Annotated in this window: 12 protein-coding genes; 4 read left to right on the top strand and 8 right to left on the bottom strand. The window is 46.7% G+C overall.

Annotated features, from left to right (window positions below):
- The first annotated feature begins 110 nt into the window (after positions 1–110).
- Positions 111–830: a tRNA(His) guanylyltransferase Thg1 family protein gene (locus tag QZW82_RS03405; RefSeq protein WP_293144575.1), complete on the top strand. Its 720-nt coding sequence runs from the start codon at positions 111–113 to the stop codon at positions 828–830.
- Positions 831–951: 121 nt separating this feature from the next.
- Here the strand turns inward: QZW82_RS03405 and QZW82_RS03400 are convergent, their stop codons facing one another.
- From QZW82_RS03400 to hslO, 3 genes are all read right to left on the bottom strand, one after another.
- Complete coding sequence (locus QZW82_RS03400) at positions 952–3,021, bottom strand: hypothetical protein (protein ID WP_293144572.1); 2,070 nt, start codon at positions 3,019–3,021, stop codon at positions 952–954.
- Positions 3,022–3,103: 82 nt separating this feature from the next.
- Complete coding sequence (locus QZW82_RS03395; protein ID WP_293144569.1) at positions 3,104–4,615, bottom strand: transposase; 1,512 nt, start codon at positions 4,613–4,615, stop codon at positions 3,104–3,106.
- A 79-nt stretch (positions 4,616–4,694) separates the two neighbouring features.
- Complete coding sequence (hslO, locus tag QZW82_RS03390) at positions 4,695–5,594, bottom strand: Hsp33 family molecular chaperone HslO (protein WP_293144566.1); 900 nt, start codon at positions 5,592–5,594, stop codon at positions 4,695–4,697.
- A gap of 47 nt (positions 5,595–5,641) precedes the next feature.
- On the opposite strand from hslO, the gene QZW82_RS03385 reads away from it, so the two are divergent.
- From QZW82_RS03385 to QZW82_RS03375, 3 genes are all read left to right on the top strand, one after another.
- Positions 5,642–5,839 carry a hypothetical protein gene (locus QZW82_RS03385; protein WP_293144563.1) on the top strand — a complete coding sequence of 66 codons (198 nt, stop codon included), beginning with the start codon at positions 5,642–5,644 and terminating at the stop codon, positions 5,837–5,839.
- A 398-nt stretch (positions 5,840–6,237) separates the two neighbouring features.
- Entirely contained in the window at positions 6,238–6,891 is a 654-nt protein-coding gene (locus QZW82_RS03380) for a Crp/Fnr family transcriptional regulator (RefSeq protein WP_293144560.1), read from the top strand.
- A 71-nt stretch (positions 6,892–6,962) separates the two neighbouring features.
- On the top strand, positions 6,963–7,148 hold the full coding sequence (locus QZW82_RS03375) for a hypothetical protein (RefSeq protein ID WP_293144557.1): 186 nt from the start codon (positions 6,963–6,965) through the stop codon (positions 7,146–7,148).
- Here QZW82_RS03375 and QZW82_RS03370 read toward each other — a convergent pair.
- From QZW82_RS03370 to apcA, 5 genes are all read right to left on the bottom strand, one after another.
- Positions 7,136–8,365: a transposase gene (locus tag QZW82_RS03370; protein WP_293144554.1), complete on the bottom strand. Its 1,230-nt coding sequence runs from the start codon at positions 8,363–8,365 to the stop codon at positions 7,136–7,138. The genes QZW82_RS03375 and QZW82_RS03370 overlap by 13 nt on opposite strands.
- Positions 8,366–8,774: 409 nt before the next feature.
- Entirely contained in the window at positions 8,775–9,995 is a 1,221-nt protein-coding gene (locus tag QZW82_RS03365) for an FtsW/RodA/SpoVE family cell cycle protein (protein WP_293144551.1), read from the bottom strand.
- A 407-nt stretch (positions 9,996–10,402) separates the two neighbouring features.
- Positions 10,403–10,606, bottom strand: coding sequence for a phycobilisome linker polypeptide (locus tag QZW82_RS03360; RefSeq protein WP_006634929.1), 204 nt, complete (start codon positions 10,604–10,606; stop codon positions 10,403–10,405).
- A gap of 384 nt (positions 10,607–10,990) precedes the next feature.
- On the bottom strand, positions 10,991–11,476 hold the full coding sequence (gene apcB / locus QZW82_RS03355; RefSeq protein ID WP_293144548.1) for an allophycocyanin subunit beta: 486 nt from the start codon (positions 11,474–11,476) through the stop codon (positions 10,991–10,993).
- Positions 11,477–11,653: 177 nt separating this feature from the next.
- A complete protein-coding gene (gene apcA, locus QZW82_RS03350) occupies positions 11,654–12,139 on the bottom strand; it encodes an allophycocyanin subunit alpha (protein WP_265234273.1) in 486 nt (161 codons plus the stop codon).
- Positions 12,140–12,357: the final 218 nt, after the last annotated feature.

The following is a 12,357-nucleotide window of genomic DNA, read 5'->3' as shown; positions in this document are numbered from 1 at the left end:
CGTAAAGTAGCAACAATGCTTGGATTGGATCTAAGTGGAGTTGGTAGAGGTGATTTGTCAGCACCTATAAGACTTAAATTGTGGTCTTGTGAATCCCCTCGCCTTTAGGCATGGGGAGATGTCAAAACCTGCGTTTGTTGCCGGGAACTCACACCATAATTCGCGCAGACGGTCGCAGTTTTTCTAAATATACTTCCTCAATTTTTGAGAAGCCTTTCGACTTAAAATTCCACGAATTAATGGTAGAAACTACCAAAGCGTTGCTATCAGAACTAGGAGGCATTTACGCCTACACCGAAAGTGACGAAATATCTGTTTTGTTTCCTCCAGATTGGGCTTTGTTTGACCGCAGCTTAGAAAAAATTGTCTCTATTTCTGCGAGTATTGCTAGTGCAACTTTCACTGGTATCGCTCGCACAGCAGTCAATTTTGATAGCCGCGTTTGTTCCGCCGCCAACAAATCGCAAGTAGTAGATTATTTTCTGTGGCGCCAAGCAGATGCAACGCGCTGTGCTTTGAATGGCTGGAGTTATTGGATGCTGCGAAAAAATGGCGAAACGGGTGAAAATGCAGCAGTTATATTAGAGAAAAAATCGATCGCTTTCAAAAACGAGTTGCTGTTTCAAAACGGAATTAACTTTAACGAACTTCCGGCTTGGCAGCGCCGGGGAACTGGATTGTATTGGGAAAAATATGAGAAACCTGGTTATAATCCGATCGCGCGCCAGGAAGTTGTCGCAGTGCGGCGGCGTCTGAAAGTCGATGAAGAGCTGCCAATCAAAGACGAATACAAAGAATTTATTTATGGATTTTTGAATGTTGGCGATTAACTCGCCAACGATATCTTGTCATATGCGGCGGCAATTGATGAATTCTCACTCGTTAAAACCGAATGCAAGCTTTGAGACGGGGGTTTAAACCTCCGCCTCTTTTCGGGCAAGCATAGTTAACCTAACGGCTCGGAGAGCGACTTGGTGGCTCGGTTTCCGGTGGCTCGGGAGCCGGAGACGTTGACTCAGCAGCCCCAGGATTCAGCGATTCCTCCCAAATTTTGATTTGCGATTGCGCTTGCTCAAAAGCCCGAGATCCTGAGGGAATTTTCTTTAAAGTCGCGATCGCCCCAGCCAGATCCGACGACGATTGTTCCACACCCATCGCCAAAATCCGCTGGCTCCACTCCTCAATCGCCTCGCTCGCTTGCCAGCGGAGCGAACTCGTATCCGGTACCTGAAGCGCCAGCGTAATTGCTGCTTGCAAGGAGTCAGCAGTTCCCGCTTGGGCGGCCTGACGGGCGCTCTGCAAGCCTTGCTCGCCCTGCAATTGAGCTTCCCAAGTCCGAATGTTCGATCGAGCTTCCTCATACAGCACCCTTCCCGATCGAATCCGGCGGGCTATATCAATGGCCTCGGCTAAATTGCCCCTAGCCGCTAGTTGCTGAGCTCTCTCCAAAAACGGCTGATCTTGAAGCCGCTGTCTTCTCTCGATCCAAGCTTGAATTTTGGCTTGAGCTTCCCCGTAAAGCGCTCTTCCTTGGCCGATCCGAGAAGCTTGAGCTACGGCTGCTTCCAGGGAATTTGGATCGCCGGTAGTCGCTAAATCGTTAGCTCTTTGCAAGTACGGACTGTCTTCTAGCAGTTCGATTTGACGGCTCAAGCGATCGATTTGAGTCCGAGCTTCCTTAGAGCGGGGATTTGATTCCGGGACTGTTTGCAATTGGGCGATCGCAGCCCTCAAGTCCTTGACCCCTCCCGGCGCTGCCAGCCTGCTTGCCAAATCCAAAATTTTCACATCAGCCATTTCTTGCTGCCAGCGGGCGACTAAATCTTGAGCTTGTTTGTACAAAGGGCGGCCGTCTTTCAACTTTTGAGCCAGATCGATCGCCTTAGACAAACCATCAACAGAACCCGTCAAAGCCTGAGCCGTAGCCTGAGCCAACTCGTTAAAATCCTGTACTTGTTCCTTTAAATTTGCAGTTTCTGGAATCTTGTTAGCGATCGAGATCGCCTGCTGCCAATCGCCTGTCTGCAAGCGTTTTTGGGCGATCGCCATCACTTTCTTGCTAAATTCCGCGATCAACTTATTGGCAGCTTGATACAAATAACTTTTTTGATCGATGCCCTGAGCCAGCTTAATCCCTGTCACCAGATTGTCTAGCCCTCCCTCCGAGGCTGTATTCCGGGCTTTTACCAACTTATTGCCCTCAGCCTTCGTCGCCTGAATTACCTTAGTGAGTTCCTCATACTTCGTCGATTCCCAGAAAGTATTTCCCGTATCCAACAGCAGAGTAGCTTGGCGGAAAGCCAGCCCCCACTCTTCCTGACGCAAGTGATTTTCTGCTGTGCGGTAAAGTTTCTCTGCATCGCTCCATATTGACTGCCACTTTTCAATCTGCTGTTGCACCGTCGTATAAGCAGGAACGTCTTGGGGAATCTTGCGGGCGATCGCGATCGCCTCCTCCAGCTTTCCTTCTTGGAAACTAGAATTTCCTAACCTGAGAATATCCTGCGACCAGCGATCGATCTCACCGTTAATTCTCGACCGCAGCGGGTGGTCTTGTGGCAAAGCATTCACTAATTCGATCGCGCGCAGCAAATCATCCGCCGTCCGCTTGCTGGCTGCTTCTTGAGCGCAAAAAAAGCGATCGTTAGCAGAAGCCGTCGGCCAAAAAATCTTCGAGCAATTCGACTGTGAGGTTAGGTTTAGCAAAGACGAAATTGCCACAAACCCCATACCCACCGACATCAGCAAACTCACCGCCAGCCAAAACTGCCATTTCTTCGACCAGAAGCGCCACAGCCGATAGGGGTCACGTGGCGGTTGCGAGTTTTCTCCAGACTCTTTCGGCTGCTGTTCCAGATGCCCTCCCGGCAGTTTTCCTGAAGTAACCAAATCTCGGATTTCTTTAAGTCGCTCAGCGCGATTTTTCCTGGCTGGAATTGGCACTAGCGAGGAAGTATCCTTTTTTGACTCCAAGGATTCTGATGCAGACCAACGGCCTGGTGTTTTGCGATCTTGACTCATAAATCTCCGCTCACCACAAACAGCAACCAGCCGGTCTTAGTTATTGCAAAACTGCGATCGCTGATATCTACTGCTGATACATTTACGCTACAGTTACCCGGCAATTGCCGGACAAAGTAACGATAGCACTATCATCCTCATAGGAGATAGAGGCGGTATCCCGCAAAGCTTTCAGTAATATACCAAAAGCACCATTATAATCCCGTGGGATTGAGTAGCCACATTCAGGACAAGTAAACACTTTAGAACCACCTAACTTTTGATGCACATGACCACAATGCGTACAAGTTTTAGACGTGTATTCTTCAGTGACATCAATCACACTGACGTTTCTAACATTTGCCTGATGTTTGATGGTTTGTTTGAATCTGTAATGGGCCCAATTCAACATCGCTCTAGCAGTTTTTGAACGAATCTTTCTTCTTACCTTAGCTACCATTTGGGCAGACTCAAAAGTAGGAAGAAATATGACTCGATAGTTGCTAGTTAGATAGCAAGCGGTTTGTTTTTGGCATTCGTCTACTAAATTACGAATGCGTATTCTCATACGATGAGCCGCTTGCCTCATCCGTTTTCGGCGCCGTTTCTGGGCTTGAGATATTCGGCTCATTAAGTTATCTAAGTGTTGACAGAGACGAGCGATTCGTCCCATGTCACCACCTCCAAACTCAAGGAATTTATTGCCATCAAATCCGGTCATAAATGTTCTTACGCCAGGATCTAATGCAATTATTCCTGTTGCTACCGTAGGCTGCACAGTCACTGGTACAGGGAACACCCCAAACCATCGACCCTTACAGTAGACTAACTGAGTACCTCGATCGCAGTCAGGAATTATCTCAGCAGCTTTAAAGGTTAATCCTTTGGTTAAAGAAGGATACCAAGTGCCTTTTTTGAAATTTGAATCATTAAACTTGATGGTTTGAGAGTAATCTCTAATACTACGGAACTTTGCGTCTGAACTTGCCTTAAATGCTCGGTGAGCATCAAAAATAGCATTCTGTCTGATATGACAAGGCGTTTCTTTTACCCATTCTGGTAAATCGCTTTGCATAACTTGGTTACGCAACTGCAATTTACTTAAGCACTTTTTGCGCTGCATTGCTATTGCTTGGTTGAAACAATAACGACAGGCTGCTAACCATTTACGCCAGACTTTGTGCAACTGTGGTGTGGGATAAATCCTGAGCTTGTGAGATTTAAGATTTATACTTTTGCCAGAAGCACAATCTACTACTCTATCAGTGCAAGATGGTAAGGATGTCTTTAACCATTTATGGTTCTGGACTAAGGTTTGTTTCACCCGGTACCAGGAGTTTACACCAGTTTTGCTCGCTGTTCCATTGGCATTGGTCAAAACCGAATCTTGCCAATCGGTTTGACGGGGCAAAGACAACCATTTGGACATCTCATGAGAAGATTGGTTCCAATAGGGCAAGAAGCTTTGGGATTTTTCACGGGATTTATTCTCAACGTCAGATAGTTCTTTCGTTGACTCGAAGGATGGATGATGGTGAAAGTGGGACGTATTTGACAAGAGTTTTTGCCTCAACTCATGTTTGATTCTATCAGATTGTTCCGTAATGTCCTGCAAATTTGTTATTTAGTTAGTCCTCCAGGTTTTTCGGTCATCCCCAACTCGCACTCAATAGAGCCAATTACACATTATGGTCTCAAGAACCGGAATTCGATCGCAAATCCCCGATCAGTTCGGCAAGTTCGTCGCTGTTAGCTTTGTAAACCTCATTGCAGAAATGGCAAGTAGCCTCAGCCCCGCCATCTTTTTCGATCATGTCTTGGAGTTCGGCTTCGCCCAACATTTTCAGAGCTCCCAAAACTCGATCGAACGAACAGCCGCAGTGAAAGCGCACCATCTGAGTTTCCGGGAAAATTTCCAGGCCCATATCACCCAGTAACTCTTCCAGAATCTGGTGCAGAGTTTTGCCCGATTGTAGCAACGGCGTAAAGCCCGACAGTGCAGCCACCCTAGATTCTAGAGTTTGCACGAGTTCTTCATCCGTCGCCGCCTTCGGCATCACCTGCAACAGCACGCCCCCAGAAGCTTGCACCCCCGCCGCCCCCACAAACACCCCCAAAACCAGAGCCGAAGGAGTCTGTTCCGAGGTTGCCAAATAGTGAGTCAGATCGTCCCCAATTTCGCCGGAAACCAATTCTACCGTACTTGAGTAAGGGAAGCCGTACCCAGCGTCGCGCACCACATACAAATAGCCGTCACCGATGGCGCCGCCGACATCAAGTTTGCCTTTAGCATTGGGCGGCAATTCCACTGAGGGATTGCTGACATAACCTCGAACCGTCCCATCAAGTCCCGCATCAATCAGCAGTCCACCGAGGGGCCCATCTCCTTTGATGCGAATGTTGACTCTCGATTCGGGCCGCTTCATGCTGGAAGCGAGTAACAGCCCTGCTGACATTGTGCGTCCGAGGGCGGCTGTAGCGACGTAGGAGAGCTTGTGTCGCCCTCTTGCTTCTTCTGTCAGACGGGTGGTAATGACGGCTACAGCGCGAATTCCACCATCTGCTGCTGTAGCGCGAATTAATTGATCGGCCATGAAAAACCTGACTTGTCTTTTGATACTGCTGAAACTATTTTAGAAGGTTGTCGAGAAAGATAGCAGCAGTTGAGTTGGTGGATATGGGCGATCGAGCTTCACGACTCCTCAGGGCGCGGGGGCTGCGACGCAAGGCAGTTTTATTGCGATCGTACAAAAAAGTACGTAGTTGGGATGCGAGCCCTCTCGATCTAGGGATTGCTGAACAAGTAAAGTTTGGCTCAAATAGCGATCGCCGATTCTAGGAAGCAAGCAAGTTAAGTTTTTGTTTAAATTCGCGATCGAGAACATCAGCTTTGACAATCACCGCTAACTCACCAGTGGTTATTGATGAAAATTGACACATAATAAAAAGCCACAATAACCTTTTCAATCCTGCAACAAATTAGCTCTAAATTCAGTTTGTAATGGATTCAGATTTAAATCATGTTTGAAATTCAAGCTATTTAATATTTAAATTACATATTCCAACGATACTCCGAGCAATGTCACGCTCATGGCTTGAGTAATTGTTGATACAGAATTTGAATGTAGACAAAGCTTATACTCCCGCTAACCTAACGATCACCTAACCTTTACCTGGGTCGGTTAGAGTGAGATCGCTAGCTCTCACACTAATGTTTTTTAGCTGGAAATAACGGATATGCCACCAACATCGAAAGCACTTTTAGCGGAAGTCCAGCATAACACAGGAGCAACTCGAAACTTGCATTTTTATGCAAAGGGCGAAACCATTCCTTTAATGTCCCAAGGCCTTTGGCGCGTCTGTCAAGGTTTAGCACAACTGAGTACCCTTTATCCCACCGGGGAAGAAGGACTTTTGGGTTGGGTGGGGCCTTCGATGTGTTTCGGTTTGTGGTTGACTTCCTTGCAGACTTACCGAGCTACGGCAACATCAGACGTTTATTTGATGTGGTATTCTATGGTGGAAATTGAAGCTTCTCCTCAATTGGCTCACGAGTTGTTGCCTCAAATGGTGCGGCGGCTGCGGCAAATGGAGTCAATTTTGGCGATCGCCGGACAGCGCCGAGTAGAAGACCGTTTGTATCAACTTCTGCTATTATTGCAACAGGACTTCGGTCAGCCTGTGGTTGAAGGAACTCGTTTGAGCATCCGTTTGACGCATCAAGATATTGCTAATACTATTTGCACGACGCGGGTAACGGTAACCCGAATGCTGGGAAAATTGCAGCAGCAAGGGTTAATTAATCGAGATGGCGATCGGCATTTAATACTTAATAAAGGTGTCTTTGCGTCCACCTCCGAATTGTTTGGCTGCAACCCTCAAGCAGTCTAGCACCGACATCTATCTATTCGCATCTACACTCTACATAAAGTCTTCGAGTATTGGCTATCAAACCCCACTGCATGAGAATTTTTGGTCTCGATATTGCTCCCGCTATCTACAGCAATACCTTTGCAGTCAAAAAAGATATAATTAAACGGTGCATCTACTTAAACAATAAACCCATGGCTAACTCAACTCCAGAAACACCCAAGCCAGACAAAAAAGAATTAACTGACATCACAGGTGACAACTCCTACACCAACTGAATACAGTATGATGTAGGCTTCTCAGCGACTCCCGGTATCCCGTCGGACATTAACTGAGCTTTAAAGACGAATTGCCCTATCGCCTTGTTTTTAATATTGATAGCTGCGTTGTGGTCGCGGTCGAGACTGCACCCACACTTGATGCAGTCGTGCCAACGAATATGCAACTTCTTTGGTACTTTCTCTCCACAATTGGAACAATCTTGTGAGGTGTTATAAGCGCTTACTGGGACAACCAACAAACCAGCATTTTCGGCTTTGTTTGTCAGTATTGACAGGAAGTTTGACCACCCAGCATCCAACACAGATTTAGCCAATCTTGTACGAGCTAGACCCTTTACATTCAAGTCTTCAACTGCAATAACATCGTATTTACTCAACAATTTTACCGCAGTCTTAAAGTGAAAATCTTTGCGTTTATCTGCAACTTTTTTGTGTTGCTTACCCAGTTGCTTAACCGCTTTCTGTCTGCGGTTGCTTCCTTTTTTGCGGCGTGATACCCGCTTCTGAATTACTCGTAAGCGTTTTTGAGCTTTACGATAATATTGGGGAATGCAGACGGTTTCGCCTTCAGAAGTTGTTAAGAACTCTTTTAAACCAACATCAATCCCGGTGATTTTATTTGGGTTGAAATTTGGCTTAATCTCAGGAACGGTCAGATCTTCTAATGACAACGTTAGGTAAAAACCGTCAGCTTTCTTAGTGACCGAAGCCGTTTTGATTTTGAACCCATCAGGTATAGGGCGATGCAGCACAACCTTGACTTTTCCAAACATCGGCAAGTTAATCAGATTTTCCTGCAAACATCCTTCTTTCATCTGAGGATAAGTAAAGGTGCGATAACGATTGCGAGCTTTAAACCGAGGTTTCCCACTTCGTTTCCCGTTGCTATCGCCTTTGAGAAACCTGTCGAATGTTACCTTGACTCGCTTAACTACATCTTGCAGGACTTGAGAATAAATCTCGCTATACCAGGGATGAGTTTTTTTGAGCTGAGGTAAGGTTTTTTTCTGGCTGTAATAGTCAGGGTGATCTCGCAGTTCTGGCAAATGGCAGATTAAAAGACAAGCGTTAACAGGAGAGCGATTTTGCTCGTACCAGTTGAATCTATCAGCCAACAAATAATTGTATTGAGCGCATAACATTGACAGCCATCTGTCAAACTCAATAACTTGTTGTTTTGTGGGACGTAGTTTGTACTGGTATGCTGTTCTCATTTACCTGGCTCCTTGCTTTTTATGTTAACATCATTGTGTCCGCAATGACAACACAACATAAAAAACAAAAACCTGTATATTCGACTATCCGAAAAGAGACTTAATAAATTGAGAATTATTGCAGCATAAGCGAGAAAAAACCTTTACTCAGATGGTAGAGGAATGGATCGATCGTCTATCCAATACATCTATTGAGTTACTTCATTCAGGAGATCAGTCTGCCTATCCATCCCACACCAATTTTGATATAAATATGGTGTGGGGATTCCGGCGAAGAAAGCTAAACCTCAACAAAAAGAAGAAGAACCGCCAAAGAAGGGTGACGGGTGGCAATAGATACAACGGCAGTTTAAAAAGCGTCAATACCGTATTCTTCACAAGCTTGTTTTAGCGGAAATAACTTGACAAATTACTCAGCTTGTGTATTGCCGTTGGTCGATCGCAATTTCGGCTTAGACTGCTGTCCCCGGCGTCCGTCCAGAGAAACCACCTCAGCCTCAGAACTCTCCCTAGCCACCCGAATCAGCAACCCCGACAACAAAAAACTCGCCACCATCGAAGAACCGCCGTAACTAAAAAACGGCAGCGGCAAACCCGTAGTCGGCAAAACCCCCGTCGCCACCCCAATATTCAGCAGCGACTGTCCCACCATCACCACCATCACCCCAATCGCCACCAACTGAGACTCAGCATTCCGCGCCCGCATCGCCACCCTCAAAGCCACCGTAGCGTAAGCCGCCAACATCAGTAACAGCGAGAAACCTCCCACCAAACCAAACTCCTCAGCAAACACAGCAAAAATAAAATCGCTGTACTGAATCGGCAAATAAAATAACTTTTGCTGCGACATCCCGAAACCAACGCCCCAAATCCCGCCAGAACCCACAGCCAGAAGACTTTGAACCAACTGATAACCATCCTGCATCGCATCAGCCCAAGGATTGAGAAAAGACATAATCCGGCGGCGCTGATATTCCTTAAAACTAATACTTAAAACCGCCAACAGCATTCCCCCTACAGCCGTTGCACCCAACTGCAAGTAAGGCAAGCCCGCCGCCAAAGCCACCAGCCACAAAGTCATCCCGCACAAAGCCGTCGTACTCAAGTTCGGCTGCAACAAAATGCCCAACAGCATCGCACCGAAAATTAACAGCCAAGTAAACCGAACTTTATTCGTCAATCGAGGCCAATTGCCGAAAATGCGGGCGCTTTGCAGAACGAAAAACGGTTTAATCAACTCTGAAGGTTGAATAATCGGCACCGGGCCCAGAGATATCCAGCGAGTTGCGCCGTTGACTGTGGTTCCCACTCCCGGAATTAAGGTCAACCAGAGCAATCCTAGCAGCACCAGAATTCCCAACTGAGCAGTTTTCATCAGGTAACGCAGGGGGGAGTAAACCATTAAGTTAAAGCCCGCCAGCCCGATCGCCACTGCGATTAGTTGCCGTTTAAAATAGTAAAGGCCGTCTCCCAATTCGGAATTGGCAATGGGATAGGAAGCCGAGAACAAAGCCGTCAGCCCTACAAACAGCCACAAAAAAGTCAGCCACCGCAGCCATCGGGCCTCCGCAGCCCATTGCGACGCGCTGGGGTCAAAAAATGGAATGAAGCGTCGAAGGTCATTAGTCATTAGTTATTAGTCATTAGTTATTAGTCTAAGCTGTTGTGCATTTGAATTTAATTTTGGGGCGCTGCTCAAAGCCCACCCCACAATAATTTCAAGAAACAAAATTGTAAACATCAGATGCACGCCAGCTTAATTCGCTGTGGTCAAAAACCGGATTTTTTAGCCAAATATTTGCTTAAAACTCTCAATGTCGATTTAAAAACCCGGTTTATTTGTGGGCGAGTGGATAAGTCTTATCAGCTAATTAGCATTTAAATTGCACATCAAGAAATAATCAACCTCTTGTGGGGTGGGCTTTGAGCATCGCCTCAAATATCCAATTTTAATGTGGAACAGCCTAACTAAAATCATAACAAACAAAAAAGAGGTCGCGATCGACCTCTTGCCCTCTATCAATCCATTCTCGGATTTTAAAGTAAGCCAGTATTAGCTCCGGGCTTACCGGTAGCCAGTTGCACTTTAATAATTCTGCCGCCCATTTTCATAATTCTTTGCTGTTCCCGGAACCAGTTGTCATAGGGAACCAGCTTAGTAAAATAGGTATTTTGCAATTCGCGCTGAGTGCGGATGCGAGTTTGGCTGGGGACGCAAGCAGTCACTTTAAACATTCTCATGGGAAACAAACTCCTGAGTAGGTTTACAGATTTTTAGATGGATTTTAAAAAGATTGAAGTCAGGGAGTTAGGAGTCAAAACTAGCTCGTTAAAACTCGTCGGGCTTTCTCGACTGGCCTTTGACGGTCTAGCAATCACTCTCAATTTCCCTGACTTCTTTCAAAGCTAAAGGTAACAAGTCCAAAGTTAAAAGTTAAAAGTTAAAAGTTAAAAGTTAAGAGTTAAAAGGGGTAAGAAATAAATCTTCTTCCTTCTTCCTTCTTCCTTCTTCCTTCTTCCTTTTTCCTTCTTCCGACTTCCATCGGACTGAAATCCGTTACATCTGTTACATCTGTCACATCCGTTACAGAATCCGTTGCCGAACTTCTTCCTTCTGCCTTAGATTTAGCTCAAGCCAGAGCAGATGTAGTCGAAATAGACGCCCATTTCTTTACCAGCGTCAGAACCGACCAAACCGGCGGTGACTTCTTTCATTGCTTGGATTGCTTGTACGGTAGAACCGATGGGCACGCCCAAGGAGTTGTAGGTTTCTTTCAAACCGTTGAGCACGCGCTCGTCAAGGATGGAAGGGTCGCCAGCTAGCATGGCGTAGGTGGCGTAGCGGAGGTAGTAGTCCAAGTCGCGAATGCAAGCTGCATAACGACGAGTGGTGTACATATTGCCGCCGGGACGAGTTACGTCAGAGTACAACAGAGACTTAGCAACTGCTTCTTTGACGATTGTGGCTGCATTGGCGCTGATGGCGGTAGCGGCGCGGACGCGCAGTTCACCAGAAGCGAAGTAGTTCTTGAGCTTGTCTAATGCGCTGCTGTCCAGGTACTTACCTTGAACGTCAGAGGTATTGATAACGGCGGTAATTGCGTCTTGCATGGTTGTCTTGTTTCCTAGAAAGTGGCTGAGTCAGTCCATTTTTGGAGCGAGAATTTGAGATTTGGGATTTGGGATTTGAGATTTACAAGTAGTTGATTACCTGCAAAAGCTTTTGGCTTGTTATTCAGTAACCCTCGATTGTTCAATCAAAAATCTATCATCAAAAACCTAAATTCCTTACTGCATCGCACCGATAACGTAGTCGAAGTAAGAGGAAGCTTCGGAAGCATCTTCTCCAGAAAGCAGCGAAGAAGCTGCATTTTTCATAGCGCGGACGCCTTCGGCAACTGCTGCAATCGGGGTTCCGAGAGAGTTGTACATTTCGCGGACGCCGACAATACCGATTTCTTCGATCGGAGTAATGTCGCCAGCTACGATTCCGTAGGTAATCAAACGCAGGTAGTAATCCAAGTCGCGCAAGCAAGTTGCGGTCATTTCTTCGCCGTAAGCGTTGCCGCCGGGAGAAACAACATCAGGGCGCTTTTGGAAAAGTTGGTCGCCGGCTGTTTTGACGATACGTTCGCGGGATTCGCTCAAAATTTGGGCGATGCGGACGCGACGTTCACCAGAGGTGACGAAGCTCTTGATGCGGTCTAATTCGCCTGGGCTCAGGTAACGAGCTTCAGCGTCTGCGTTGACGATTGATTTGGTGACGATACTCATCTTGTGTGTACCCGCTGGATATTTTGCTATTGCGAACTGCTCCGCGTTGAACTGGCGACGGCGGGCGCTTTCATCCCGTACCTTTCGCTTCGCTGGTGGCTGGAGCTTTGACGGGGAAGGGTGGACTTTCCACAGCCTGCAACTGCTGAAGTTGTTACTGGGTGTCTGCCTTCGCTGTTTGACGGCGCTCGTTCTTCACGCCGGTGCGTTTTTTTGTG

Origin of the sequence: Microcoleus sp. bin48.metabat.b7b8b9.023 (genome assembly GCF_013299185.1) — a bacterium.
In the GTDB taxonomy this organism is placed as follows: domain Bacteria; phylum Cyanobacteriota; class Cyanobacteriia; order Cyanobacteriales; family Microcoleaceae; genus Microcoleus.
The sequence above is the reverse complement of the archived record's forward strand: the minus strand, read 5'-3'. Positions and strand labels throughout refer to the sequence as shown.

Coding starts and splice junctions, on each gene's coding strand:
- QZW82_RS03405 (WP_293144575.1), top strand. CDS start 111: ATGGGGAGATGTCAAAACCTGCGTTTGTTGCCGGGAACTCACACCATA.
- QZW82_RS03400 (WP_293144572.1), bottom strand. CDS start 3,021: ATGAGTCAAGATCGCAAAACACCAGGCCGTTGGTCTGCATCAGAATCC.
- hslO (WP_293144566.1), bottom strand. CDS start 5,594: ATGGCCGATCAATTAATTCGCGCTACAGCAGCAGATGGTGGAATTCGC.
- QZW82_RS03380 (WP_293144560.1), top strand. CDS start 6,238: ATGCCACCAACATCGAAAGCACTTTTAGCGGAAGTCCAGCATAACACA.
- QZW82_RS03375 (WP_293144557.1), top strand. CDS start 6,963: ATGAGAATTTTTGGTCTCGATATTGCTCCCGCTATCTACAGCAATACC.
- QZW82_RS03370 (WP_293144554.1), bottom strand. CDS start 8,365: ATGAGAACAGCATACCAGTACAAACTACGTCCCACAAAACAACAAGTT.
- QZW82_RS03365 (WP_293144551.1), bottom strand. CDS start 9,995: ATGACTAATGACCTTCGACGCTTCATTCCATTTTTTGACCCCAGCGCG.
- QZW82_RS03360 (WP_006634929.1), bottom strand. CDS start 10,606: ATGAGAATGTTTAAAGTGACTGCTTGCGTCCCCAGCCAAACTCGCATC.
- apcB (WP_293144548.1), bottom strand. CDS start 11,476: ATGCAAGACGCAATTACCGCCGTTATCAATACCTCTGACGTTCAAGGT.
- apcA (WP_265234273.1), bottom strand. CDS start 12,139: ATGAGTATCGTCACCAAATCAATCGTCAACGCAGACGCTGAAGCTCGT.